The sequence below is a fragment of the Flavobacterium cheniae genome (assembly GCF_004363695.1).
Classification (GTDB): domain Bacteria; phylum Bacteroidota; class Bacteroidia; order Flavobacteriales; family Flavobacteriaceae; genus Flavobacterium; species Flavobacterium cheniae.
In genome coordinates this window covers 207015-233189 of the sequence record NZ_SNZC01000001.1, presented here as the reverse complement: position 1 = coordinate 233189, position 26175 = coordinate 207015, and the positions used below count along the sequence as shown (strand labels likewise).

At 31.3% G+C, this 26175-nt stretch carries 23 protein-coding genes; 13 read left to right on the top strand and 10 right to left on the bottom strand.

Annotation, left to right across the window (positions count from 1 at the left end):
• Positions 1-83 precede the first annotated feature (83 nt).
• The gene (dnaK, locus tag C8D80_RS01100; protein ID WP_133606489.1) at positions 84-1970 is read right to left on the bottom strand and encodes a molecular chaperone DnaK; all 1887 of its coding nucleotides are present in this window, start codon (positions 1968-1970) and stop codon (positions 84-86) included.
• A gap of 135 nt (positions 1971-2105) precedes the next feature.
• On the bottom strand, positions 2106-3014 hold the full coding sequence (locus tag C8D80_RS01095; protein ID WP_133606487.1) for an EamA family transporter: 909 nt from the start codon (positions 3012-3014) through the stop codon (positions 2106-2108).
• A 148-nt stretch (positions 3015-3162) separates the two neighbouring features.
• On the opposite strand from C8D80_RS01095, the gene C8D80_RS01090 reads away from it, so the two are divergent.
• Together C8D80_RS01090 and C8D80_RS01085 are read left to right on the top strand one after the other, a co-directional pair.
• Positions 3163-4578 carry an L-serine ammonia-lyase gene (locus C8D80_RS01090; protein ID WP_133606485.1) on the top strand — a complete coding sequence of 472 codons (1416 nt, stop codon included), beginning with the start codon at positions 3163-3165 and terminating at the stop codon, positions 4576-4578.
• Positions 4578-4955 (top strand): ribosomal maturation YjgA family protein, encoded by a 378-nt coding sequence (locus tag C8D80_RS01085; RefSeq protein ID WP_133606483.1) that lies wholly within the window; start codon positions 4578-4580, stop codon positions 4953-4955. Before C8D80_RS01090 ends, C8D80_RS01085 begins: the two co-directional genes overlap by 1 nt.
• Here the strand turns inward: C8D80_RS01085 and C8D80_RS01080 are convergent.
• From C8D80_RS01080 to nhaD, 3 genes are read right to left on the bottom strand one after another with little or no spacing between them, the layout of a single operon-like run.
• Complete coding sequence (locus tag C8D80_RS01080) at positions 4933-5976, bottom strand: porin (RefSeq protein WP_133606481.1); 1044 nt, start codon at positions 5974-5976, stop codon at positions 4933-4935. The genes C8D80_RS01085 and C8D80_RS01080 overlap by 23 nt on opposite strands.
• A gap of 8 nt (positions 5977-5984) precedes the next feature.
• Positions 5985-6419: a nuclear transport factor 2 family protein gene (locus tag C8D80_RS01075; RefSeq protein WP_133606479.1), complete on the bottom strand. Its 435-nt coding sequence runs from the start codon at positions 6417-6419 to the stop codon at positions 5985-5987.
• Positions 6420-6422: 3 nt separating this feature from the next.
• The gene (gene nhaD / locus C8D80_RS01070) at positions 6423-7709 is read right to left on the bottom strand and encodes a sodium:proton antiporter NhaD (protein WP_133606477.1); all 1287 of its coding nucleotides are present in this window, start codon (positions 7707-7709) and stop codon (positions 6423-6425) included.
• A gap of 131 nt (positions 7710-7840) precedes the next feature.
• Between nhaD and panB the strand changes: the two genes are divergently transcribed.
• The 8 genes from panB to C8D80_RS01030 all read left to right on the top strand — a co-directional run bounded on the left by panB (position 7841) and on the right by C8D80_RS01030 (position 14856).
• Entirely contained in the window at positions 7841-8659 is an 819-nt protein-coding gene (gene panB / locus C8D80_RS01065) for a 3-methyl-2-oxobutanoate hydroxymethyltransferase (protein WP_133606475.1), read from the top strand.
• Positions 8660-8661: 2 nt separating this feature from the next.
• Positions 8662-9360, top strand: a complete 699-nt coding sequence (locus tag C8D80_RS01060) for an RluA family pseudouridine synthase (protein WP_133606472.1) — start codon at positions 8662-8664, stop codon at positions 9358-9360.
• Between the two features lie 59 nt (positions 9361-9419).
• Positions 9420-11423: a response regulator gene (locus tag C8D80_RS01055; protein WP_133606470.1), complete on the top strand. Its 2004-nt coding sequence runs from the start codon at positions 9420-9422 to the stop codon at positions 11421-11423.
• Between the two features lie 6 nt (positions 11424-11429).
• The gene (locus tag C8D80_RS01050) at positions 11430-12785 is read left to right on the top strand and encodes a hypothetical protein (protein ID WP_133606468.1); all 1356 of its coding nucleotides are present in this window, start codon (positions 11430-11432) and stop codon (positions 12783-12785) included.
• Between the two features lie 21 nt (positions 12786-12806).
• Positions 12807-13661, top strand: a complete 855-nt coding sequence (gene ypfJ / locus C8D80_RS01045; RefSeq protein WP_133606466.1) for a KPN_02809 family neutral zinc metallopeptidase — start codon at positions 12807-12809, stop codon at positions 13659-13661.
• A gap of 5 nt (positions 13662-13666) precedes the next feature.
• On the top strand, positions 13667-14074 hold the full coding sequence (locus C8D80_RS01040) for an SET domain-containing protein-lysine N-methyltransferase (RefSeq protein ID WP_199757191.1): 408 nt from the start codon (positions 13667-13669) through the stop codon (positions 14072-14074).
• Positions 14075-14146: 72 nt separating this feature from the next.
• Positions 14147-14437, top strand: a complete 291-nt coding sequence (locus C8D80_RS01035) for a TIGR03643 family protein (protein ID WP_133606464.1) — start codon at positions 14147-14149, stop codon at positions 14435-14437.
• 2 nt (positions 14438-14439) lie between these two features.
• Complete coding sequence (locus C8D80_RS01030) at positions 14440-14856, top strand: DUF2452 domain-containing protein (RefSeq protein WP_133606462.1); 417 nt, start codon at positions 14440-14442, stop codon at positions 14854-14856.
• A gap of 1179 nt (positions 14857-16035) precedes the next feature.
• Here the strand turns inward: C8D80_RS01030 and C8D80_RS01025 are convergent.
• Complete coding sequence (locus C8D80_RS01025; protein ID WP_133606460.1) at positions 16036-17571, bottom strand: YifB family Mg chelatase-like AAA ATPase; 1536 nt, start codon at positions 17569-17571, stop codon at positions 16036-16038.
• 136 nt (positions 17572-17707) lie between these two features.
• On the opposite strand from C8D80_RS01025, the gene C8D80_RS01020 reads away from it, so the two are divergent.
• Positions 17708-18142, top strand: a complete 435-nt coding sequence (locus C8D80_RS01020) for a GNAT family N-acetyltransferase (protein WP_133606458.1) — start codon at positions 17708-17710, stop codon at positions 18140-18142.
• Positions 18143-18222: 80 nt separating this feature from the next.
• Here C8D80_RS01020 and C8D80_RS01015 read toward each other — a convergent pair whose 3' ends face one another.
• Genes C8D80_RS01015 through C8D80_RS01000 form a run of 4 tightly spaced genes read right to left on the bottom strand, consistent with a single transcriptional unit; the run spans position 18223 to position 23761 of the window.
• Positions 18223-20253 (bottom strand): protein-disulfide reductase DsbD family protein, encoded by a 2031-nt coding sequence (locus tag C8D80_RS01015; RefSeq protein WP_133606456.1) that lies wholly within the window; start codon positions 20251-20253, stop codon positions 18223-18225.
• Positions 20250-21557 carry a tRNA lysidine(34) synthetase TilS gene (gene tilS / locus C8D80_RS01010; RefSeq protein WP_133606454.1) on the bottom strand — a complete coding sequence of 436 codons (1308 nt, stop codon included), beginning with the start codon at positions 21555-21557 and terminating at the stop codon, positions 20250-20252. Before tilS ends, C8D80_RS01015 begins: the two co-directional genes overlap by 4 nt.
• A 16-nt stretch (positions 21558-21573) precedes the next feature.
• Entirely contained in the window at positions 21574-22470 is an 897-nt protein-coding gene (locus C8D80_RS01005) for a hypothetical protein (RefSeq protein ID WP_133606452.1), read from the bottom strand.
• Between the two features lie 7 nt (positions 22471-22477).
• Complete coding sequence (locus C8D80_RS01000; RefSeq protein WP_133606450.1) at positions 22478-23761, bottom strand: anthranilate synthase component I family protein; 1284 nt, start codon at positions 23759-23761, stop codon at positions 22478-22480.
• Positions 23762-23943: 182 nt separating this feature from the next.
• On the opposite strand from C8D80_RS01000, the gene C8D80_RS00995 reads away from it, so the two are divergent.
• Both C8D80_RS00995 and C8D80_RS00990 read left to right on the top strand, forming a co-directional pair.
• Positions 23944-24837 carry a DUF4349 domain-containing protein gene (locus C8D80_RS00995; RefSeq protein ID WP_133606448.1) on the top strand — a complete coding sequence of 298 codons (894 nt, stop codon included), beginning with the start codon at positions 23944-23946 and terminating at the stop codon, positions 24835-24837.
• Positions 24838-25032: 195 nt separating this feature from the next.
• The gene (locus C8D80_RS00990) at positions 25033-26142 is read left to right on the top strand and encodes a tetratricopeptide repeat protein (protein WP_133606446.1); all 1110 of its coding nucleotides are present in this window, start codon (positions 25033-25035) and stop codon (positions 26140-26142) included.
• Positions 26143-26175: the final 33 nt, after the last annotated feature.

The window sequence follows — 26175 nt, the reverse complement described above, 5'->3', positions numbered from 1 at the left end:
AAAAATAGATACGATTGAATTTTATGAAACAAAAAAACCGAATCATTTCTGATTCGGTTTTAAATGTATTTACGATTTGTAAATTATTTTACTTCTTCGAAATCTACATCTTGAGTTTGGTCTCCTGAAGCGCTTGCTTGTGGCTCAGCTTGAGAAGCTCCTCCTTGCTCTTGTGATTTGTACATTTCTTCTGTAGCTGTTTTCCAAGCTGCATTTACGTTGTCTAAACCTTTTTGAATAGTGTCTAAATCTTGAGATTCATGACCCATTTTCAATTCAGTTAACGCATATTCGATAGCTGTTTTGTGTTCAGCAGTTAATTTATCACCAATTTCTTTTAATTGACTTTCTGTTTGGAAAATCATCGAATCAGCTTCGTTTAACTTGTCTGCTCTTTCTTTAGCCAATTTATCAGCTTCAGCATTCAATTCAGCATCTTTTTTCATTTTTTCAATTTCTTCTGCTGTTAAACCTGAAGAAGCTTCGATACGAATATCATGTGATTTACCTGTTCCTTTATCAGTAGCCGATACTTTAATGATACCATTCGCATCAATATCAAACGTTACTTCAATTTGAGGAACGCCTCTTGGTGCTGGTGGAATACCATCTAAATGGAAACGACCAATTGTTTTATTATCATTTGCCATTGGTCTTTCTCCTTGAATAACATGGATTTCTACCGATGGTTGATTGTCTGCTGCTGTTGAGAAAACTTGTGATTTTCTTGTTGGGATAGTCGTGTTAGACTCAATTAATTTAGTCATTACACTTCCCATAGTTTCAATACCTAATGAAAGTGGCGTAACGTCTAATAACAATACGTCTTTTACTTCACCTGTTAAAACTCCACCTTGAATTGCAGCTCCAATTGCTACTACTTCATCAGGATTTACTCCTTTTGATGGTTTTTTACCGAAGAATTTCTCTACTTGTTCTTGAATAACAGGAATACGAGTTGAACCTCCTACTAAAATTACTTCGTCAATATCAGAAACTGATAAACCAGCATCTTTTAACGCTTTAGCAACTGGCTCCATAGAACGTTTTACTAAAGTTTCAGCTAATTGTTCAAATTTAGCTCTTGTTAACGTTTGAACTAAGTGTTTTGGTCCAGAAGCCGTAGCTGTTACGTATGGCAAGTTGATTTCTGTTTGAGCAGAAGCTGATAATTCAATTTTAGCTTTCTCAGCTGCTTCTTTTAAACGTTGTAATGCCATTGGGTCTTTACGTAAATCAACACCTTCATTTGCGTTGAATTCGTTAGCTAACCAATCGATAATTACTTGGTCAAAATCATCTCCACCTAAGTGAGTATCTCCGTTTGTAGATAAAACTTCAAAAACTCCGTCTCCTAATTCTAATACAGAAATATCAAATGTACCTCCACCTAAATCGTAAACTGCAATTTTTTGGTCTTTACCTTGTTTGTCTAATCCATAAGCTAAAGCTGCTGCTGTAGGCTCATTGATAATACGCATTACTTTTAAACCTGCGATTTCACCTGCTTCTTTCGTAGCCTGACGTTGTGCATCGTTAAAGTAAGCTGGAACAGTAATAACTGCTTCAGTAACTGAATGACCTAAATAATCTTCAGCTGTTTTTTTCATTTTTTGAAGTGTCATTGCAGACAATTCTTGTGGTGTGTATAAACGACCATCGATATCAACACGTGGTGTATCGTTGTCCCCTTTTACTACCTTGTAAGCTACTGTTGAAGCTTCTTTAGCACTTTCAGTGTACTTGTTACCCATAAAACGTTTGATAGATGCAATCGTTTTTGTTGGGTTAGTTACTGCTTGTCTTTTTGCCGGATCTCCAACTTTAATTTCTCCACCTTCTACAAATGCAATAACAGATGGTGTAGTTCTTTTACCTTCTGCGTTTGCAATTACAACAGGTTCTCCACCTTCCATTACAGCCACACATGAGTTGGTTGTTCCTAAGTCGATTCCAATAATTTTGCTCATTTTTATACTTGTTAGATTTTAAATTTCAATTTTAAACTCGATGACTCTAATTCAATGATTGTGCCATTACGAAAAATAAGGAAAATTGACAGAAAACAGCTTTTGTCAGGTTTTTAAAACTGACAAAATGTCGTTTTATGCTGCTTTTTTTATTCTATTCTGACTTAAATTTCTAAAATTAGCTATGTTAAAAACCAAGATAGAAATCAAAATCAAAGAATAAGAAACGATTTGGGCAACAGATACTGATTCTTTAAAATAGAAAATCGCTAAAAAGAAATGAATTAAGGGATTAGTATACATCAAAATCCCAACAGTTGACGAATTCAATCCTTTTAAAGCATATAAATTCAAGAACAATGGAATAATGGTAAAGACAATTACAATAATCAAAAGTAGAAAATAGAATAAAAACTCTGTTGGAACAGCACCACCAAAACTTGGATAAAACGGTACTAATATGACTGAAGCAATCACCATTTGAATAGTTAATATCAAGAATTTATCAAAATCACTATTCTTTCTTTGGGAAACCAAATAAAATCCAAAACTTAATGCGATTATGACGCTATAAATCAAATCTTTGAAATTTCCATAAGATAATATCACACAACTAATTACACATAATCCAACTGCAATCCACTGCCATAAATCAATTCTTTCTTTTAATAAGACAAAAGCTAAAACAGTGGTTAAAATCGGACAAATAATATATGCAAACGAAGCTGATTGCAAGCTAACATGATTCACCGCATAGATAAATAAAAACCAATTCAACACCAACAAAAGCCCGCCAACAACCGTCATGATTACTACTGATTTTTGTTTTTTCTTGGAAAGTTCTTTGAACGTTTTCTTTGCTTCAACAAGAACTGATTTTCTAAAAAATAAATTAATTCCCAATAAGAAAGCCGTAGCTATAAAAACTCGGAAGAATAAAATATCTAGTGAAGCATAATTCGTTAAAGGTTTTAAAGCCAAACTAAAAAATCCCCAAATAATAAAGGCAGATAAAGCAGATAAAAAATATTTATTTATTGGCATTACTTTTTTTTGCAAAAGAACTAAAAAAGAAGGAAATCAAATCCCAATTTTATGTTATTAATTCGTTTAATTTATAACAATCGAACACTTTTACGTGTTGTATAATTTCAATTTTAAAGACTATCTTTGCTATACTAAAGAAATGTTTATGGAATGTATATCCGTTTTTGATATGTTAAAGATTGGTGTTGGACCTTCGAGTTCTCACACACTTGGACCATGGCGTGCTGCCGAACAATTTTTAAAAGAATTGCGCGAACGTAATCTAATTGATACCGTAATTGGTGTCAAAGTAGATTTATATGGTTCCTTATCACTAACTGGAAAAGGACACGCAACAGATTTAGCAGTAATGCTTGGTTTAAGTGGTGCTGATCCTGAATATATTCCTGTGGAAAGTATTGATGTAATTATTTCGGCTATTAAAAACAAGAAAGAAATTTTCTTAGGAAATGAAATTTTAATTCCGTTTTGTTTTAAAACCGATATTGTTTTCAACAGAAACTTTTTACCTTTTCATGCCAACGGATTAACTTTTACAGCCAAAACTGATACTGAAACTTATTCAGAAACCTATTATTCTATTGGTGGCGGATTTGTAGTTAAAGAAAAAGAAGACCATCATAAGGAAGAAATTTTACATACTTTTCCATTTCCGGTTGAAAAAGCGGATGAATTATTGGCTTTTTGTGTAGCCGAAAATAAAAAAATATCGGAAATCGTATACGAAAACGAGAAAACCATGCGTAGCGAAGAAGAAATTCACAACGAATTACTTCGCATTTGGGATACGATGTTAGAATGCATGTACATTGGTTGTCATTCGGAGGGAATTCTTCCAGGTGGACTTAATGTGCGACGAAGAGCGTATGACATGCACAAAAACTTAATTGGTGTTTTACCTTATGAAGATCCGTATTCGTGGTTGCAAATCATCAGACAAACCGAAGTTAAATTCCGTCAGATTTTAAAATGGGTAAGTTGTTTTGCTCTGGCTGTAAATGAAGTAAATGCTTCGTTAGGTCGTGTGGTTACTGCTCCAACTAATGGAAGTGCTGGAGTTATTCCAGCGGTTTTGATGTATTATTTGGTAATCGAAAATCATGAAGCGGGCGAAAAAGAAATCAAACAATTTTTAATGGTAGCAGGTGAAATAGGTTCTATCTTCAAGAAAGGCGCAACCATTTCAGCTGCAATGGGTGGTTGTCAAGCAGAAATTGGTGTTTCGAGTGCTATGGCAGCTGCTGCTTTGTGTGAGTTAATGGGTGGCACTCCTGCTCAAGTTGCTATGGCAGCCGAAATTGCGATGGAACATCACTTAGGATTAACTTGCGACCCAATTGGTGGTTTAGTACAAATTCCGTGTATTGAAAGAAATACTATGGGTGCGATAAAAGCCATCAATGCAGCCGAATTAGCTTTAGAAACCGATGCTTTAAATGCAAAAGTACCATTAGACAAAGTGATTCATACGATGTGGCAAACTGCAAAAGATATGAATTCCAAATACAAAGAAACTTCAGAAGGTGGTTTAGCTGTAGCAGTAAACATGTCGGATTGTTAATGAAAAACAATCGTTTAAATTATTTTATACTTATTTTATTGATATTAATTCTTGGAATACTTTCAAGGAAAATATCAGGCATTCCATTATTTATTGGAGATGTTTTGTATGCTGTTTTGATTTATTTCGGATTTCGATTTATATTAATCGATTTGAAAAAAGCAACTTCTCTCCTATTGAGTTTACTTTTTTGTTTTAGTATCGAAATCTTACAATTGGTTCAAATTGATTGGTTAATTGCTATTCGGAAAACTACTTTAGGACATTATATTTTGGGCGAAGGTTTTCTTTGGTCAGATTTACTTTGCTATATAATTGGAACTTTACTAGCTTTTCTAATCGATTTGAAATTCATTAAAACTCAAAACTCAAACTAGTTGTAACAAAAAAGTTATTCGATTTATTGTGAAAGAAAATAGCTTCTTTTGAATCTAAGTAACGAGCCTCTGTTCTTAATTTTACTTTCGAATTTGGCAAATAATCAAAATTTATGGAAGCTCCAGATGTTTTAAACGCATCTGAAGTGGCAATAATCACGTTATCTTCATCTTGATAATATTCCAATCTAACCGCAGTTTGCCATTTGGAATTAATTGAATATTGAGTAATCAAAACAGGACTCATCCAAAACAAATGTTCGTCATTCAAAGAAGAACTATCTTGAATGCCAAAATCAAATCCTAAAATGGTACGCCATTTTGAATTCCAGGTGTTATCCCAATACAAATTACTAAAATAACGCATTCCTAATTCGGTACCATAAAATTCTTTTCCGATAAAAGTACTCCAATTCAATGTAGCTTTTTCTGAAGGTTTAAAGACAATTTGAGTTCCTAAAGCTGGCGTTACCGTTTTATCAGGTCTATTGATGCGTTGCCAACCATTAGTTACTAATCCCGAAAAACTCCATTTGTCAGAAGGTTTGTAATTGTATTTGATTCCCGTCATAAAATAAGGCGAATTTTCCGCTAAAATAGAACGTGTTAAAGTCAAGTTGGAGGCCGTTGTTGCCGATTCAAATCCAATGTAACTTGGCATGATTCCAACTTCAATTGATGATTTTTTGTTGTCATTCAAGTACATTCCCACATAAGCTTCGCTTACTAATTTTATATCTTCCGAAACGTAATTATCATCTACATACGTTCCTGCATGAACTGCAATTGACGCATAAGTGTTTCCGTATTGTAATTGTGTACGAATTAATCCATTGTTCACATTAAACTCGTTATGACGGTTATAATTGTACATAAATGGAAGTTTAACATCTGTAGTTGGATTACTAAAATCGTATGCGTAATACGTTTCTAAAAAACCTGAAACTTTAATTTTTAAAGAATCTTTTTCTTGTGAGAAGATTGAAAAAGGAAGTAATATTAGAATTAAAATAAATCTCATTGATACATTTATTTCTTTCTTCTAGTGTCAATCAAATGGATAATTTGCCATTTTCCGTTGTCGTTATACAAGGTAAAAGCATTTGCACCTACATGACTTAGTTTATCATTTACATAAAATTCATACGGTGTCCAAACATGTGCCAAGTTACCATCGATTTCTACTTTGTAGTCAATTAGCTTTTCAAAGATTTTAAGATTGGCAGGAATAGTAGCTATTGAATTTAAAAATTCATCAAATTTATCATCTTTCAATTTGTTTCCTTCTTTAGTATTGGCAACTGTTCGAAGAACAATATCTGGATGACATAGTTCTCTTAAAGCAACAGTATCTTTTGCATGAAATGCAATAAAAAAATCCTCTACAATTACTTTAGGCGTTTTGTCTTGAGCAAAAATTAAATTTGAAACTAAAACAGTTGCTATAATAAATAGTTTTTTCATTATTTAATGTGTTAATAAGTATTGTAACTCATAAACAATAATACCCGCAATATAACCCGCTACAGCTAATGGAGTTATTTTTTTTAAATACCACATAAAGGTAATTTTTTCTTTCTCCATTACAGCAATACCAGCAGCCGAACCAATAATCATCATACTTCCTCCTGTTCCAGCACACAAAGCAATAAATTCCCATAAAGTATGATCCATTGGATACTCTACTAGAGAGAACATTCCTTGTGTAGCAGCAACTAAACTTCCATTGTCTACAATTGATGATAAAAATCCAATCGCTATGATCATGGCATCAGTACTTGGTAAATTTGTTACAAGAAAAGTAGCCATTTCTCTCAATATACCTACTTCTTGTAAAGCAAAAACCATTAATAAAATTCCCATGAAATATAAAATAGAGCTAATATCTACTTTGGTTAATGCATATGCTACAGAAAATTTATCTTTTTCTTCTTGAGTCTTGTTTCTATGATATACTATTGAAACTAACGAAACCATTGATAATGAAATTAAAACACCAATAAATGGTGGTAATCCCGTTAAGGTTTTAATTATTGGAACCATTACTAAACCTAAAACTCCTGCAATAAAAACACTCATACTTCCTCTCATTTTTTCTTCCTGACGCACCTGAGCCATCGAAACTTGAGCTCGAAGAACAGCAAAACCTCTCATTCTAAAGCTAGCAATGATTACCGGAACAATTAATACCGCAAGTGATGGTAAAAATAATATCTTGATAATACCACCCGCACTTACTTGTCCGCCAATCCATAATAATGTCGTAGTTACATCTCCGATCGGACTAAAAGCACCACCTGCATTTGCAGCAATTACTACAATTCCGGTTAATATCATTCTGATTTCTCCTTTTGGCATTAACTTTCTCAAAAGTGTTACCATAATAATAGCAGTAGCTAAATTATCTAATAATGCAGATAAAAAGAAGGTTATAAAAGCAACAATCCATAATAATTTTAAAACAGAAGTAGTTCTAATTCTACTAGTAATTACGGTAAAACCTTTGTGAATATCAATTAACTCAACAATGGTCATCGCACCCATTAAGAAAATAAGTAAACCCGAAATTTCACCAAAATATTCCATTAATCTTTCGGTTACTAAATGATGATCATCTTGGCTATATAGAGCAATAACAACCCAACAAATTGTACCTGTTAATAAAGCAGTAATTGTCTTATTTATTCGAATGGGAGACTCTAAAATAACTGATAAATAACCAAGAATTGCAACAAAAAGTAATATAGGTATCATTTTTATATTTTTAAAACGGCACTAAATTAGCACAATAATTTAACATAAATTTAATATTTGAGAAATATTTTTCAAGTGCCGTAAAAAGAAAGTAACATTTATTACCTTTGTCTTTCAAATACTATAAAAACATGTCAGTAGCGAAGAAAGATTATAAAAGAATCACAACAAAAACACTAATTGAAATGAAAGAAAATGGAGAAAAAATCTCCATGTTAACTGCATACGATTTTACAATGGCTAAAATTGTAGATTCTGCTGGTGTTGATGTAATTTTAGTTGGCGATTCTGCAAGTAATGTTATGGCTGGACATGAAACTACACTTCCTATAACGCTTGACCAAATGATTTATCATGCATCAAGTGTGGTTAGAGCTTGTGAAAGAGCATTAGTAGTAGTTGATTTACCTTTCGGGAGTTACCAATCTGATTCTAAAGAAGCGTTACGTTCATCCATCAGAATTATGAAAGAATCTGGCGGACATGCCGTAAAATTAGAAGGTGGAAGCGAAATAAAAGATTCTATTAAAAAAATATTAAATGCTGGAATTCCTGTCATGGGACATTTGGGTTTAACACCGCAGTCTATTTATAAATTTGGAACATACACAGTTAGAGCAAAAGAAGATGCTGAGGCTGAAAAGTTATTGGAAGATGCAAAAATGCTAGAAAAATTAGGTTGTTTTGCCTTAGTTTTAGAAAAAATTCCAGCTGCGTTGGCTGAAAAAGTAGCTAAAAGTATCTCAATTCCAGTAATCGGAATTGGTGCTGGTGGTGGCGTTGACGGACAAGTATTGGTAATCCACGATATGTTAGGTATGAATAATGAATTTAGCCCAAGATTCTTACGCCGTTATTTAGATTTATACGATCAAATGACAAAAGCCATTGGGCAATATGTTACCGATGTGAAATCTCAGGATTTCCCAAATGCAAACGAACAATATTAATTGTGTCTACTAAAGAAATTTCAACAAAAAATAATCTTCAAATTCTTCACGAAGACAATCATATTATTGTCATCAATAAGCGTGTAGGCGATATTGTTCAAGGAGATAAAACAGGCGATAAACCACTTTCGGATGTAGTAAAAGAATACATCAAAGAAAAATACAATAAACCTGGAGATGTCTTTTTAGGTGTTGTGCATCGCTTAGACAGACCTACAACTGGAATTGTTGTTTTTGCAAAAACGTCAAAAGCACTAACGCGTTTAAACGAAACTTTTAAAAACAGAGAAACGCAAAAAACGTATTGGGCAGTAGTGAAAAATTGTCCTCCGAAAGAAAAAGACACTTTAGTACACTTTTTAAAAAGAAATACTAAAAACAATACCTCAAAAGCCCATTTAAAAGAAGTTCCCGAAAGTAAACAAGCAAGTTTAAGCTATCAAATCATTAAAAAATTAGATAATTATTACGCACTTGAAATTGATTTACATACGGGAAGACACCATCAAATTAGAGCACAATTACAAGCAATAGGTTGCCCAATTAAAGGCGATTTGAAATATGGTTTTGACAGAAGTAATCCAGATGGCGGTATTCATTTACATGCAAGAAAATTAATTTTAAAACATCCTGTTACTAAAGAAACCATGTCTTTTATCGCGCAAACTCCTAATAATGTTGTTTGGAATTCAATAAATTAAGAAAATTTTTAAATTTTTAATTAAATTTTACTAAATTTATTGCAACTAACTCCAAAGCAATGAATGATTTTTCAAATTCACATCTCGATGCGCAACAAAAAATCAAATCACTTGAAGCGGAATTAGCATACTATAAAAACAGAGATGCTTTACACGAAAATTTTGAATACTTCTTCAATGAAACAACTGATTTAATTTGTATTGCCAATCTTGACGGCTATTTTTTAAAAATAAACAAAGCATTCACAAATACATTAGGTTATTCAGAAACTGAACTTATATCAGAACAATTTATCAATTTTGTTCATCCAGATGATGTTACGAAGACCTTGTCTGAATTAGGAAATCTCAATGATGGAATTAACACTATTAATTTCAAAAATCGCTACCAGAAGAAAGATGGAAGTTGTATTTGGCTGCAATGGATTTCAACAATCAATACAAAAACTAAAATAATTTTTGCTGTAGCAAGAGATGTCACTGAGATTATAACTACACAAGAAAAATTAATCTTGAGTGAAAAATTGCTGAACGAATCTCAAAAAATGGCAGGAATTGGAAGTTGGGAATTTGACTTAAAAACAAATGATCTATATTGGTCTGATGAACTTTATAAGATTTTCGAAATAGAAAAAGAAACTCAAAATCTTTATGAAAAATATTTAAGCCGTTTTAAAGATGAAGATAAACAAAACCTTGAAAACACAATTCACAATAATACCATTATTAATAAAACTAATTATGACATTGAACATCCAATTTATTTTGAAGATGGTCGAGTAAAATGGATTTTAGGTTATGGAGAACCCATTTTAAATGATGAAGGAGAAGTGATTAAACTCCGAGGAATTGCAAAGGATATAACAACACAAAAAGAACACGACCAAGCTATAAAAGCCAAAGAATATGCAGAAACAGCTAGTCAGGCAAAAACAGATTTTCTGGCCAATATGAGTCATGAAATACGAACTCCTTTAAATGGCATCATTGGATTTTCAGATTTATTACTTAAAACAAAGCTTGATTCGAATCAGAAAGTCTACATGAATAATATCAATCAGTCAGCTAATTTGTTGTTGGATATTATTACCGATATTTTAGATTTTTCAAAAATTGAATCTGGAAAATTTGAATTATTTTTAGAACCTGTAGACATCAGAATTCTCGCAAATCAAGTCATCGAATTATTCAAACCTTATTCGATAAATAAAAAAATTGATATACATGTTATTATTGATTCTCAACTTCCAACATATATATTCGCAGATATAGTTCGACTAAAACAAGTATTAGTGAATTTAATAGGAAATGCTGTGAAGTTTACTAATTTTGGCGAAGTCGTATTACAAATTAAAGAAATTAAAAAAATTAAAAATCAATTTTCAACGATACAATTTTCTGTAATTGATACCGGAATCGGAATAAAAAAAGAAAATCTAAATAAAATATTTCAATCATTTGTACAAGAAGATGTCTCAACAAATAAAAAATTTGGTGGTACAGGACTAGGATTATCCATTTCAAATAAAATACTTGAAAAGTGTAATAGTAAAATTGAAGTAAATAGTGTTTATAGTGAAGGAAGTAATTTTAATTTTACCATTACATTTAAAATAGCAAAATCATCTCAAAACGAAATTAACAATTCTCATAATTATAATCAAATCACAAATTTTGAAACCAATAAATTCTCTCAAAAATTAAAAATATTAATCGTAGAAGATAATATGATTAATATGTTACTTTGTAAAAAAATGGTGCAATCTATTCTAACAAATAGCTCAGTTTTTGAGGCAGAAAACGGTCAAAAAGCAATTGAATTATTAGAAGAAAACACTATTGATTTAATCCTTTTAGATATTCAAATGCCAATTAAAAATGGTTATGAAACAACAATTGAAATAAGAAAAAACAACAAATTAAAAAATTTGCCTATTATTGCACTCACAGCCGGAATTATGATTGGTGAAAAAGAAAAATGCATCGAATATGGTATGGATGATTATATTTCGAAACCATTTAAATTACTAGAATTAAAAACCATAATTAATAAATACATTTAAAATTACATGAAAATTATTAAATTCATTCTTACTATAAGCTTGATTACCAATTCTTTATTTTCTCAAGAACATTTTAGTGGAATTTCAACTTCTAAAAGAGGTGGTTTGTTGAATGCTAATAACAATCCAGCAGAATTAGTTAATATGAACACTAAATTTGAAGCTAATCTTTTCAATTTCTCTTTAGGAATGGCTAATAACAAACTAACATTTAGCGATTTAGTTAGCGGAGACAACTTAGAAGATAAAATTTTTGAAGGTGATGAAGCTGTTAATTTAAGACTAGATGCTCAAATTTTTGGTCCTTCTTTTGCCTTTAAATACCAAAAATGGGGTTTCGGAATTACTTCAATTGCTAACATAAAAGCAAATGCTATCAATGTAGATTCAAAGTTGGGAGATGCTATTCAGAATGGTGAATTAAGTAATATTTTTTCTCAAACAATGATTTCTTCTAATGACAATCAAAGATTAAATGCAACTACTTGGGGAGAGCTTGGTTTTACAATTGCTAGAAACTTAATCGATTTACCCAAACATAAATTGAACGTTGGAACCAACTTACGTTTATTATTCCCAGGTGCTTATGCCAACTTTTCTGCAGATAATTTAAATGGTACCATCGTAAACAATTTTGGAGATATTTCATTAGTAAATGCTTCTGCAAACATAAACATTGCTTATGCTGGAGTTTTGGCAAATGATTACAACGACCAAGGAAACTACAACGAGTTTTTCTCTCAAGGAATCAATGGTTTTGCCGCTGATATTGCTGTAAACTATCGTTGGAAAGATGAAAACGATGCAAACAGCTACCGATTAAATACAGGTCTTTCAATTAAAAATATTGGTTCAATGACTTTTAAATCGGATAATAATTTAAGTAAAAACTACATTTTAAATGTGGATAATTTTGAAAATTTAGATTTAAATCAATTTGAAAATGCTGAAAGTTTAACTGAAATCGAAGCTATTTTAAATGACCCAGCAAACGCGGCTTATTTTCAATCAACATCAAGCACAGCAGATTACACAGTAAAATTACCAACAGTAATTAACGCTTATGCCGATGTTCGATTAACAAAAAAATGGTTTGTAACAGGTAGCATCAATCAAAAAGTAAGTGACGACAGTGAAAGCGATGTTATCACCACTCAAAATTCGTACACTTTAATTCCAAGATTTACTACAAAATGGTTTGAAGCTTATGCCCCATTGGCAGCGAATGAAATTTCAGGGTTTACTAGTGGTATCGGATTTAGATTAGCCGGATTTTTTATAGGATCAAACAGTGTATTTACAGCTTTAGCCGATAGCGGAAAACAAGCCGATTTATATTTAGGAGTTCGTTTCGGATTTTAATAATTTTTAAAAATATTTCATATGAAATGGAAAGGTAGACGTCAAAGTGACAACGTAGAAGACAGAAGAGGAATGTCGGGCGGTGGAAAAGTAATTGCTGGTGGTGGAGCTATCGCAATAGTTTTTTTTCTTGTAAAAATGTTTTTCCCTGAAGCAGCACCATTTGTTGATACCATTCAACAAAGCCAAGGCGCTCAACAAACAGAACAAGTAGAACCAAGAGAACTTACTCCTGAAGAAAAAGAAATGGGCGAATTCGTTTCAACCGTTTTTGCTGATACAGAAGATATTTGGACTAAAATATTTGAAGAAAATAATTTAGGAACATACGAACAACCAAAAATGGTTTTGTTTACTGGTTCAGTGGAAACAGCCTGTGGTGGCGCAAGTTCGGCTTCTGGACCATTTTATTGCCCTGGTGATAAAAAAGTGTACATGGATTTAGCCTTTTTTGAAGAACTGCGTACCCGTTTTGGAGCTAAAGGTGGTGATTTTGCTATAGCTTATGTCGTGGCACACGAAGTGGGTCACCACGTTCAAACAATTCTTGGAACTTCAGGAAAAGTGAGACAATTACAACAATCTAAAAGTGAAGCCGAAGCTAATAAATTATCCGTTTGTTTAGAATTACAGGCCGATTTTTATGGCGGATTATGGGCACATTACAACCAAAAATATTTAGAAGAAGGTGACATTGAAGAAGCGTTAAGTGCTGCACATGCTGTTGGTGACGATGCCATTCAAAGCAAAATGCAAGGGCATGTTGTTCCTGATTCTTTTACACATGGCTCATCAGAACAACGCATGAAATGGTTTATGAAAGGTTTTAAATCTGGTGATATCCGATTAGGCGATACTTTTGCTGAAGAACTATAACTATTTTGAAAATTGAAGCACCCGAATCTGATTATTTGTACATTCAAGATTCTCAAATAGCAAATGCTGGAAAAGGTTTATATACAGCAATTGACATTTATCCTAATGAAATTATCTCACTTTTTAAAGGAGAAATTTTAGCCGGTAATGAAGCTCAAAAAAGAGTTTCTGAAGGTAATGACCGCTATTTCATTAACATGTTAGACGGTTCCATATTGGATTCTATGAATATAGATTGTTTTGCTAAATATGCTAATGATGCAGAAGCTTTCTCTAAATTAGAATTCAAAAATAATTCCAAAATCACATTAGACAATGATGATAATGTTTGCATCGTAGCTACAAAGAAAATCAAATCCCAACAAGAGATTTTTTGTAGCTATGGTGTAAAATATTGGAAAAAACATAAATAATTCAAATCTATTCCCTTTTAAAATATTTTTTTTGTAATTTTGTTTAACTTTTTTAATTAAATTTTAAACAAAATGAATGTTTCGTGCAAAAAAGACTTCACTGATATTGAAATTGATAGAATTATTGAAATGGCTTGGGAAGACAGAACGCCATTTGATGCAATAAAATTTCAATTTTCTTTAAATGAGGCTGATGTAAAAGCGTTAATGAAAAAAGAACTCAAATTCAGTAGCTATAAACTATGGAGAAAAAGAGTTGAAAATTGTAAAACAAAACATTTAGCCAAACGAGTTGAAGGCATTGATAGATTCAAGTGCAAACTTCAAAGAGCTATAACTAACAATAAAATTTCTAAAAGATAAAAATGAAAAGCAAAATTCCTGATAATGTAGTTTTTTCTGAAGAAAATGGATACAATGCAAATGTACTCGCTTATCCTACAAGTGTTGGTGCGCCAGCAATTAAAATGGATAACGTTGTTGATTGGAAAAATATTGGTATTCGTAATGTTAATAGAGAATTCGAAAGTAAGTTTAATGAACTCAAAGCCGAATATGAAAAATTAATGCAAGAATATGAATGGAATGAAATTTTATACAATGCTAAATATTCATTTGAACCAATAATTGGTGAAACTTATCATTTGTATTTGGCAAAAGACGGTTCAAATTTTCTTTCTTTAATTCACCCAGATTTCTGGAATAAAGAACACATTGGTTCCTTTAAACTGAATAGTAACAAAAAATGGATTCATATCGATTCCAAACAAGATACTTTTTAAATTATTGAATACCTTTTTAAGCATTAATTTACTAATGACTACTAATTAATGTTCATTAGTATAAAAAGTGAACATTTATAATGTTAAAAATTCTTTAACAAAAAAAGTGTCGAATATTTAACTAATTTTTAGTGTATCTATTTATTTATTATCTCTGCATTACAAAATTGGTTGTTTAGCAATAAGGCACTTTGATTACTTAATTTTCCATTCTAAATTTGCTCAAGGTTTCACATAAGTAACAAATTAATATCCCACAAACCCTTTATTTACTTTGTCTTTTTATTGTTTAAGCCAAACTTAGATATCAGTTATCTTTGTTTAGATACTGATTACAATTATCTTTGTAATTATCATTTAAGGTTAAGTTTAACTTTGTCCTATTGATTTGGTTCATTGATTTATTTGCTGGATATGTTTGTTTACCTTGTCAATCCTTTTTTAAATCGAACTAAATCTTTAGGATTGCTGTATTATATCGGTTTTTGTAGGTATTTTGACAAAAAATATAATTTTTAAAGTATTGATTGTCAATTATTTAAAAGGATATTTTTAATTTAATGACAATCATTATTCTTGTTAAGAACTTGCTCCAATAGTGAATAAGTTTGACTTTTAAGTACCTTTAGGATGGATTATCTTTGTATAAATGATTTAAACGAAAAGAATCTTTTGAAGAAAAGTGTAACAAAAAAACATCTTTTCAGTTTAGTAGTATAGTTCTTAAAAATATTGAAAATAAAAAACCAGTAATTCACACTTACTGGTTTTTCGAGTAGTTAACATTTATTAACCTAATTCTTTTTAATGAAAAATGAAAACTCAAAATCCAAATTGGAGGACTTTTGTTATCATTTTCTAATAGGGTTGTTGGTCGCAACTCTGGTAGAGATAATAAAAGCCTACTACTTTATGTAGAATTTGGTAATCTGATTGGGTGTTGAAAAACACCCTTTCATTTTCTTATCTCTGACAAAAATAGTAATTAAATACTACATAACAACGTTAATAGGTTGTTTTTTTATCTATTTTAACATCTTAATCAATATCTAATTTAACATCTTAATTTAAACACTATGAGTGCATTAGAGATAATTAGTTCAATTTGTTCTAGTTTTCTTGGTATTTAAAGTAATTGAAACTGTAAAGCATAATGGATATAATTTTCATTATTTTTTTTTACCCTAACCACCCTTCCCTATCCAAACTACGATACTGAATAGCTTCTGCAATATGATGTGATTGAATACTATCCGAATCCTCTAAATCGGCAATTGTTCTTGATACTTTTAAAATTCTATCATACGCTCTAGCTGATAAATTCAATCGTTCTATTGCTGTTTTTAGTAGTTGCAACGAAACCTCATCTAAAGCACAAAATTCACGAATTAGTTTACTACTCATTTGCGCATTGTAATGAATATATTCATAATTTTCAAAGCGTTGCGATTGAATTTCTCTTGCTTTGGTCACTCTCTCTCTAATCGCTACACTACTTTCTGCTTTTCGAGTTTCAGTTAGTTTTTCAAACGGAACAGGCGTAACTTCAATATGAATATCAATTCTATCCAATAAAGGTCCAGAAATTTTACTCAAATACCTTTGCATTTCCATTGGTGAAGAACTCACAGGCGCATTCGGATCATTAAAATAACCTCCTGGACTCGGATTCATACTCGCCACCAACATAAATGACGATGGATAGGTAATCGTAAATTTCGCCCTTGAAATAGTCACTTCCCTATCTTCTAATGGCTGACGCATGACTTCCAAAACTTCTCGTTTAAATTCGGGTAATTCGTCTAAAAATAAAACACCGTTGTGTGCCAATGAAATTTCGCCAGGTTGTGGGTAACTTCCACCTCCTACTAAAGAAACCGAACTCGCAGTATGATGCGGACTTCTAAAAGGACGTTGTGCCATCAAACCTACATCTTTAGTCTTTCCAGCTACTGAATGGATTTTGGTGGTTTCTAAAGCTTCACGCATCGTCATTGGTGGCAAAATACTAGGCAAACGTTTGGCTAACATTGTTTTTCCTGAACCTGGAGGACCAATTAAAATGATATTATGTCCGCCAGCTGCAGCAATTTCCATACAACGTTTAATTCCTTCTTGACCTTTGACATCGGAAAAATCGTGTTCTGGAAAATCTAATGTTTTATTGAATTCTTCTTTGGTATCTATTGTAGTGGGAATCAAATCTGATTTTCCTTCAAAGAAATTAATGACTTGTAATACATTTTCAACACCATAAACATCAAGACCGTCAACAATTGCAGCTTCTTTTACATTTTGAAAGGGTAAAATCAAACCTTTAAAACCTTCTTCTTTGGCTTTAATTGCAATTGATAAAGCTCCTTTTATGGGTTGTAATCCACCATCGAGCGATAATTCACCCATAATGACATAATTATGAATGTCTTCTGATTTAATTTGGGAAGAAGCTGCTAAAATACCAATAGCCAAAGTAAGGTCATAGGCAGAACCTTCTTTACGTAAATCGGCCGGAGCCATGTTGATGGTGATTTTTTTTCCGGGAAGTTGGTACCCGTTGTTTTTTAGTGCGGCAGCTATACGATAACTACTCTCTTTTATAGCGGAATCGGGCAAACCTACTAAGTGATATCCTATTCCTTTATCGATGTTTACTTCTACCGTAATGGTAGTCGCTTCTACGCCAAAAACGGCGCTTCCGAATACTTTTACTAACATGGCTTATACTATTAAATGGCTTATATAGATGCAAATATAGAAAAAGTATTGAAAAAAATAACTTTTTTATTGAATTAGACAATCTGTTGGTAATTCAATACTTTTGTACTTTGTATTTACTATTAAAGTTTTATTTATGAATTTCACATATATCAATGCTTTTACAGGGACTTCAGAAAAGTTTCCAAATAAAACAATTACCCACTTTTTACATTCACATCTTGAACAATTTGGTGATACGGAAGAGGACATACAAAAATGTATTGATTATGTTTTAAATCCTGATAAAGGAGGGCAAATTATCATTGGAACTGATGAAGAAAATATTGTCGGAATTGTCATTTTAAATAATACAGGTATGAAAGATTACATTCCTGAGAATATTTTGGTTTATATCGCAATTGATAATTTGCAAAGAGGAAAAGGATATGGAAAGAAGCTAATGGAAAAAGCGATTTCATCTGTAGAAGGAAATATTGCGTTGCATGTTGAACCAAATAATCCAGCAAAAGCTTTGTATGAAAAACTTGGTTTTACGAATAAATACTTAGAAATGCGATTGATAAAATAATTCGTATTATGATAAACAACTTTTAGTTACTGTGAATAAAAAACTCCCAATCATAAGATTGGGAGTTTTTTATTCAGAAATTATTTTTTAAAAGCCGCTACACCATCTTCTAACCATTTTTTATATTCTTCAACATCTGGCGTATAGCCTACAGGTTGATTTAAATTAGATTCATCATGTGACATTAAGATGTAATATGGTTGAATGTTAGCTTTATATTTTGTAATTGCTAAATCACTCCATTTTTTACCATATGTAGTAATTTCTTTTCCTGATTTAGTTGTATAAACTTCATCTTTAGGTAACTCTTTTCTATCGTCAACGTACAAAGAAATAAGTACAACATCGTTTTTAAGAATATTTAAAATTTCTGGTTTTGCCCAAACTAATTCTTCCATTCTTCTACAATTTACACAAGTTACACCTGTAAAATCAATTAAAACTGGTTTATTTACTTTTTTTGCATATGCTAAACCTTCATCGTAATCATGAAAAGCAACGATTTTATGAGGCCCATATTGAGCATGCTCTGGTAATTCTTCTCCTGAACTAATATTTGATTCGATACTATTTTTTGCTCCTACTCCGTTTGGACTTTCACTATATGACATTGGTGGTGGAAAACCACTAATTACATTTAATGGAGCTCCCCATAAACCTGGAATTAAATAAACTGCAAAGGTTAAAGACAATAAACCTAATAATAATCTTCCAACAGAAATATGTGAAAGAGGACTATCATGTGGCAATGTAATTTTTCCAAAAAGATATAATGCTAAACCTAAAAATAATGCCACCCAAATAGCAATAAAAGTTTCTCTCTCTAAAATATGCCAATCCATAACTAAATCAGCCATTGAGAAAAATTTGAAAGCTAGAGCCAATTCGATAAAACCGAATACAACTTTAACGGTATTTAACCAACCGCCCGATTTTGGCAAATTACCCATCATACTTGGGAATAAAGCAAAAATCATAAATGGAAAAGCTAAACCAACTCCAAATCCTAACATGGCAATTGTTAATAATGTAGCACCACCATCTGTTGATAAAGCACCACCAATTACTAAACCAAGAGCAGGTCCTGTACATGAAAATGAAACAATTATTAAAGTTAATGCCATGAAGAAGATTCCTATCAAACCTCCTTTATTTGAGGCATTATCAACTTTATTAGCTAAACTAGATGGAATAGTAATCTCAAATGCACCTAAAAATGATATCGCAAAAATGGTAAAAACTGCAAAAAAGAATAAATTCAAATAGGGATTTGTAGATACCTCGTAAAAAATATCCTCGCTAATTCCTTCAAAAATATGAAATGGTAATGAAATCAAAACATAAATCAATACAATAAAGAAACCATACATTAACGCATTAAATCGTCCTTTCTTTTTATCTCCGTGAGCACTTTGCTTTAAGAAAAAACTTACTGTCATTGGAATCATTGGAAAAACACAAGGGGTGAATGTAACTAATATTCCAGCTAATAGAGTTGCAAGAAATAATAACCATCCATTCTTTTTTTCTTCATTCGGAGCCAAAGTTGATGTAACTTCTTTAATTGGTTTTTCTGCATCTGCTCTTTCAACAGTTGCTGTATCGGTAGTTATTGTTGTTGTATCAGTCGAAATTACATTTGTTGCTGCTGTATCTTCTACTTTTAGCTCAGGCAATTTAAAAGTAAATGTAGCATCTTGTTGGATACATTGTTCTTTACAAACTTGGTATTCCACATATACTTTAACTTCTTTTAGTTTCGTATTAGTAACTTTTATGATTTGCTTAAACTGAGCCGTTTTAGCAAAGTAATATTCATCCACTTCAAAAATATCATTATATACTTTTTTGTATGGACTTTCTTTTGTTTTTCCAACTAAATCAAAGTTTCCTTTTGCATTTTTGTAGTTGAAAACGGTTGGAAGTGGTCCATTTTCTGGTGTAAATTGCGAATACATGTGCCACTCGTTTTCGATAGTAGCATCCATAACCAATTCAAATTCGGTAGCCGATTTTTGAACTACTTTGGTTTTCCATTGTACCGGATTTAAAATTTGTGCATTTCCAAAAAATCCAAAAATTAAGGCGATTAAGGCGAAATATTTTCTCATTCTTCTAATACGATTTTTATACTATTTTGTGTTGTTTCTTTATTTATAAATCGATTATCTGCTCTTTTCCCGATTACCCAAATAATTTGGTCTTCCGAACATAATAACCATTGATTTTCTTTATCTAAAAGCGAATATTTTTCGTCTTTGAAATACTTACTCAATTTCTTTTTTCCATTCATTCCTGATGGATAAAAATAATCTCCTTCTTGCCATTTTCGAATCGTTAATGGAAATTTGATCTTACTTTCATCTACAAATATACAATTCGAATGTGTTTCAAAAATGTTAACTGCTTTACAAAACCTAAGTTTTAAGGGAATATTAACTTTACTTTCTATCGATTCAATGATGAAAACTTCCGATTTATTTATTTCTTTTCTTTCCGAAAGGATTAATTTCTCTCGATTTTTCAATAAAATATGCGTTTCTGAAAACACTTGCTTTCCTGATTGTGCTTCGACCAAATCATAAATATCATTCCAAGCTGAAAATCCAAATTCTTTCAACCATTGGTACAAATACGCTTTGTAATTTTGGAATTCAAGCAACGGTTTTAGATGAATTTCTAATTGATTTTCCTTCTCTTCAACTACTTTTTCATAAACCAATTTAGATGCATCGTTAACCAAACTTTCTGCTTGTTGCAAGTGATGTAAGGTCTTTTGAAACGAATCTAAAAATCCTGTATTCAATTCTTTTAAAGTGGGAACAATATTGTGACGTAATTTATTTCTAAAATACTTGTCTGAAGCATTACTCGAATCTTCTCTCCATTGAATTTTATTTTCTAATGCATAATTTTCAATTTCTTCTCTTGAAAAAGGCAACAACGGACGAATAATGTTTCCATTTTGAGCTGGAATTCCCGTTAAACCTTCTAAGCCAGTTCCTCTAGTAAAATTGATTAAAAACGTTTCTACATTGTCATCCAAATGATGTGCAGTTAAAACATAATCAAATCCAAGTGAAATAATTTCTTGAAACCAATCATAGCGTAACTTTCGAGCGGCTAATTGAATGGAAAGTTTATTTTCTTTAGCAAATTCGAGTGTATCAAACGACTCAATAAAATAAGGAATATATCCATCTTGACATATTTCTCTAACTAACAATTCATCTGCATCACTCTCTTTTCCACGAAGTTGAAAATTGCAATGTACTATGCAAATATCAAACCTCAACTTATAAAACAAATCCAACAAAACCATACTATCAACGCCTCCACTAACTGCTAAGAGCAATTTCTTGTCTTTCAGTTGGGGAAAATTTTGTTCGATATGATGTTGGAATTTTGTTAGCATGACCAAAAATAAGGAATTAATTTTTCTCTAATACCCAATTGAGTAAATTCTCTTTATCTACAATAGCCCAAGAATGTGGATGTCTTGTGCCATCAGCTCTATAGCCTTTGTTTTTAGTGTTAATTAATTCGATTTTTTGGAAACCTTTAATTTTTAAATCATTATAAAGTTGTTCTATAAAATAAGAATTAATCTCATCTTTTTGGTTTTTCCGATTTTTTAACCACCAATCAAAATCAGGTTCCGTGTATAGTCTTATTTTTAAATTTTTAAGATTTTCTACATTAGAAATAGTATTGATTTCTAGAGTGTAAGGCGAAAACTTTTTATATAATGAAATGGAATCTTTTGGATTACCAAACTCAGAATTAAATTTATCTATTATCCAATTTGCTTCCTCAACAGATTCACTAGAAAAATTTGAAATAATATTCTTTTCAGCAACTTTATACAAACCCAATAAATCAATAGGAGAATCAACAATAAAAACTCCTTTTGGTTGAATTGAATTTCGTTCTTTAATCAAATAATTACTAAGTAACAAAGTTACATTTCCGCCACCTGAAAATCCACCAATATAAACATTATCAGTACTTAATATATTATTTTCAAAAATTGAATTAAAGTGTTTGGACAAATTTTGTAATTCACTATCTTTCAAATAAAGTTTAAAATTATAATTCATTAAAATAACAGAAACGCCTTTCTTATTGGCTTCTTCGATGATTGGAAATTCATTCTTTGTATTTTCAATATCACAAGGGAAACAAGGAAACAATACCAAAGTAGCTTTTGAATTGGCAACTTTATAAATCTCGAATTCTTTATCAATTATATGATTTACTTCTGAAATAGAAGATTTACATGAAAATAAAATGGTAACAACAATTAAAACAAAGAATATTTTTTTCATAACTATTTTATCTTAAAACCTCAAACATTGCTTTTGCCTTTAACAAACATTCTTCATACTCCATTTCTGGAATAGCCTGAGAAGTTATTGCACTTCCGACAGAAAAAGATAAATATTGATTTTGTGAATTATATAAAATACTCCGAATTACGACATTAAAATCAAAATCTCCATTTGGAGTAAAATAACCCACTGCTCCACTGTATAATCCGCGTTTGATTTCTTCCAATTCTTCAATAATTTGCATAGCCGAAATCTTTGGTGCACCAGTCATACTTCCCATAGGAAAAGTAGTTCTCAGAATTTCAATTGGTGAAGTCGTATTCTCTACTTCGGAAACGATCGTAGAAATCATTTGGTGGACTTGCTTAAACGTGTAAATCTTGCACAATTCTTCCACTTGAACACTTCCTTTTGTAGCCGTGTGCGATAAATCATTTCGAACTAAATCTACAATCATAATGTTTTCAGAACGCTCTTTTTCGTTTTGAGCTAAATCGGATTTTAATTGTTCGTCTTGTTCTAAATCGAAACTTCTTCTTGCTGTACCTTTTATGGGTTGGGAAATGACTTTATTTCCTTCTTTTCGTAAGTAACGTTCAGGTGAAGCTGAAAGTAAATATTGAAAATTATTTTTGAAATACACCGCAAATGGTGGTTCAGAAATAGCATTCAACTTTTGATAAATTTCCAAAGGTTCAATTTGAGTATTTTCGGCATAAAATTCCATACAAAAATTCGCTTCGTAAATGTCGCCACGATGAATGTGTTCGAGCATTTTTGAAACTTTGGAAAGGTAATTTTCTTTTGAGATACGTTGTTGAATTTCAACATCAGATGACTGAATACTGAACACTGAACACTGAATTATTTCTTCGAAATCTAATTCAATTTCATCATCACACATTCGTAAATATTGAATTTCAACTTGATTTTCCTTGATTAAAAACAACTTTTTAGGTTGGAAGAAAAACAAATCGGGAAACGCTAATCCATCGAAATTATTGGAATGTAAAGCTTCGGTATCGTTTTTTAAATCGTAGGATAAATAACCAAACAACCAATCTTTCGTTTGACTTTGGTACTGATACAAATCTTGAAACGCATTTTCGTAATCGGTTTTAATCGAAGTAAAAGCATCAACCGCCAAAACCGCATCGTAACTCGAATACTTTTGATGATACTGATTCGAGTCTAAAAAAACAACTTCTCTGTGTTGGTTTGCCCAATGTAAAAGCTGGTTTTTAAAGTCAGAAAAGGACGAAATATCTTTTGTAATTACTGTTCTCAAATTGTAAAATTTACTTCGTAAAAGTACAACAAAAAAATAGTTGTTGGAAAATGGTTCAAATGTTAAAATTTGGCACGATTTTTATTCTTGCCTCTACAACTAACCCATTAAAAATTCATTTGTATTGATTCTAAAACTACACGTATTAAAAACAATTAATCAATAACTTAAAATGAATTTTTATGAACAAAAACACCAAAATCGTACTGACTTTGCTTGCACTTGGCTTAGTCTTATCTTGTAAAGAATCGGCTTCAAAAGAAAACGCCGCTTACGCTGAAGAAGCTGTAACTGATAGCACAAGTGTTGTTTCCTCTTCGGCCGCCGTTGAAAACAAAAACAGCAATCGAAAATTTGTTAGAACCGCCGATGTAAAATTTAAAGTCAAGAATGTCGCGAAATCAACTTATGCTATTGAAGATGCGACAACGAAATTTGGTGGATTTGTAACCTATACCAATCTACAAAGTAACATTCACAGCGAAGACAAAACCAAAGTGAGTCAGGATAGCACTTTAGTAACAACTAAATATAAAGTAGATAACAACATCACGATTCGAGTTCCGAATACGAAAATGGATACCGTGATTAAAACCATAGCGAAACAAATTCATTTTTTAGATTATCGAATCATTAAAGCAGATGATGTTTCGTTACAAATGTTATCGAATGAATTAGCTCAAAAAAGAAGTAATTCTTCAGAAAAGCGTTTAGAAAATGCAATTGATTCGAAAGGAAAGAAACTAAATCAAGTTGTAAAAGCGGAAGAAACCTTAGAGGCTAAAAAAGAACAAAACGACGCTTCAAAATTGCAGAATTTATCGTTACAAGACCAAGTAAACTTTAGTACTTTAACGTTAAACATTTACCAAGACGAAAGCATCAAACAAGAAATGGTGGCTAATGAAAAAAGCATCAACGCCTACCGACCAAATATTGGTTTACAAATTTGGGACAGTGTAAAAACGGGTTGGTTTATGTTAGAAAATATTGTTTCGTTTATTGTAGTACTTTGGCCGTTTGTTTTGATTGGATTTTTAGGATTCTTTGGATGTAAGAAATTTTTGAAAAAGTAAGAAATAAACCATCGGGAAACTGGTGGTTTTTTGTTTATAAGATTTTATTGCGACTAATATTGTATTAGATTATTTATTATTTTTGAAAAAAAGATAAAATTGACGTTTGTCATATATATACACTCAAATAGGGTAGATAAGTCTGATTTTGTCATACATATATACAAGTTAGCAATAATTTTAAAAAATCATCTTATGAATAAAATCCAAATTCTATTATTCACATTTTACAGTTTACTAAGTTTCGGTCAAAATAAATCTGCAGATGAAATAAAATCTCTCTACGAGAATAAACAATACGACAAGATTATTGATCAATACGGTTCAAAAGCAGGAGATTATTCTTCGGATTCATATTATCAAATTGGATTCGCATATTACATGAAAGAAGATGATAACAATAGTTTAAAATTTATGGATTTATCGATAGAAAAAGATCCAAAAAAAATAGCGCCATATTTTATTAAAGGTTCTACATTAAATTACATGGGTAAATATGAAGATGCTGTTAAAGCGTTTGAAAATGCTCTCAAGATAAATCCAAATGATCCACAATCTTTATCCGGACTTGGAGATTCCTATTACAATTTGAAAAAAAATGAACTAGCCCTTGATTCATATAAAAAAGCAATTGAACAAGAAAACGCATCTGAACGACCGTATTCAATGATAGCACAAATCTATTCAGATTTGGATAATAAAGACAAAGCGTTAGAGGCTTACTATAATGTTAAATTAAAGGTTTCAAAAGATTCAGATTCATATATAAATGCACTATTCAATATTGGTTTAATGGAATCATTTAAAGAAAATTATGCAAAAGCTGAACCTGTTTTCCTCGAAATAATAGAACTAAATCCTAAAGATTATCATGCATATGCGAAAGTAATTCAAACTTACTATCGCCAAAAAAATTATGATAAAGCAAAACCTTACAGAAGTAAACTATACGAAGCATACCAGAAGGGCGAACTTACTGGAGATTTAAAAGATATGTTCTGCTTTGACCAATTCAAATGGAAAAATTATAATGTTCTAGTTTTTGAACGATATGAAGATGATGAAAAGAAAAAAAGCATTTATGACAAACATATTTTTTATGTCCGTGATGATAAAAGCAATACTGTATTTAGAGTTCAAACCGAGTTCTCCCCTATCGCAATGGAATTAGAAAAAACAAAATATATGCTTTGTGCCAGTAAAGACGGCACTCATTATAATTCTGGTCTTGGTTTCAATGATAATTTTGACTACGAGGTACTAAAATCTGCTGCAATAAAAATGATGGAGAGACATATAAAATAAAAACTATTGCTAACAACGGTTTGCACAAATGGC

Excerpts from the sequence above, each read along its gene's own strand:
- C8D80_RS01020 (WP_133606458.1), top strand. The coding sequence starts at position 17,708 with ATGAATTTCACATATATCAATGCTTTTACAGGGACTTCAGAAAAGTTT.
- C8D80_RS01055 (WP_133606470.1), top strand. The coding sequence starts at position 9,420 with ATGAATGATTTTTCAAATTCACATCTCGATGCGCAACAAAAAATCAAA.
- C8D80_RS01085 (WP_133606483.1), top strand. The coding sequence starts at position 4,578 with ATGAAAAACAATCGTTTAAATTATTTTATACTTATTTTATTGATATTA.
- panB (WP_133606475.1), top strand. The coding sequence starts at position 7,841 with ATGTCAGTAGCGAAGAAAGATTATAAAAGAATCACAACAAAAACACTA.
- tilS (WP_133606454.1), bottom strand. The coding sequence starts at position 21,557 with ATGCTAACAAAATTCCAACATCATATCGAACAAAATTTTCCCCAACTG.
- C8D80_RS01030 (WP_133606462.1), top strand. The coding sequence starts at position 14,440 with ATGAAAAGCAAAATTCCTGATAATGTAGTTTTTTCTGAAGAAAATGGA.
- C8D80_RS01025 (WP_133606460.1), bottom strand. The coding sequence starts at position 17,571 with ATGTTAGTAAAAGTATTCGGAAGCGCCGTTTTTGGCGTAGAAGCGACT.
- dnaK (WP_133606489.1), bottom strand. The coding sequence starts at position 1,970 with ATGAGCAAAATTATTGGAATCGACTTAGGAACAACCAACTCATGTGTG.
- C8D80_RS01005 (WP_133606452.1), bottom strand. The coding sequence starts at position 22,470 with ATGAAAAAAATATTCTTTGTTTTAATTGTTGTTACCATTTTATTTTCA.
- C8D80_RS01090 (WP_133606485.1), top strand. The coding sequence starts at position 3,163 with ATGGAATGTATATCCGTTTTTGATATGTTAAAGATTGGTGTTGGACCT.
- C8D80_RS01075 (WP_133606479.1), bottom strand. The coding sequence starts at position 6,419 with ATGAAAAAACTATTTATTATAGCAACTGTTTTAGTTTCAAATTTAATT.
- C8D80_RS01080 (WP_133606481.1), bottom strand. The coding sequence starts at position 5,976 with ATGAGATTTATTTTAATTCTAATATTACTTCCTTTTTCAATCTTCTCA.
- C8D80_RS00995 (WP_133606448.1), top strand. The coding sequence starts at position 23,944 with ATGAACAAAAACACCAAAATCGTACTGACTTTGCTTGCACTTGGCTTA.
- C8D80_RS01050 (WP_133606468.1), top strand. The coding sequence starts at position 11,430 with ATGAAAATTATTAAATTCATTCTTACTATAAGCTTGATTACCAATTCT.
- nhaD (WP_133606477.1), bottom strand. The coding sequence starts at position 7,709 with ATGATACCTATATTACTTTTTGTTGCAATTCTTGGTTATTTATCAGTT.
- C8D80_RS00990 (WP_133606446.1), top strand. The coding sequence starts at position 25,033 with ATGAATAAAATCCAAATTCTATTATTCACATTTTACAGTTTACTAAGT.
- C8D80_RS01015 (WP_133606456.1), bottom strand. The coding sequence starts at position 20,253 with ATGAGAAAATATTTCGCCTTAATCGCCTTAATTTTTGGATTTTTTGGA.
- C8D80_RS01035 (WP_133606464.1), top strand. The coding sequence starts at position 14,147 with ATGAATGTTTCGTGCAAAAAAGACTTCACTGATATTGAAATTGATAGA.
- ypfJ (WP_133606466.1), top strand. The coding sequence starts at position 12,807 with ATGAAATGGAAAGGTAGACGTCAAAGTGACAACGTAGAAGACAGAAGA.
- C8D80_RS01095 (WP_133606487.1), bottom strand. The coding sequence starts at position 3,014 with ATGCCAATAAATAAATATTTTTTATCTGCTTTATCTGCCTTTATTATT.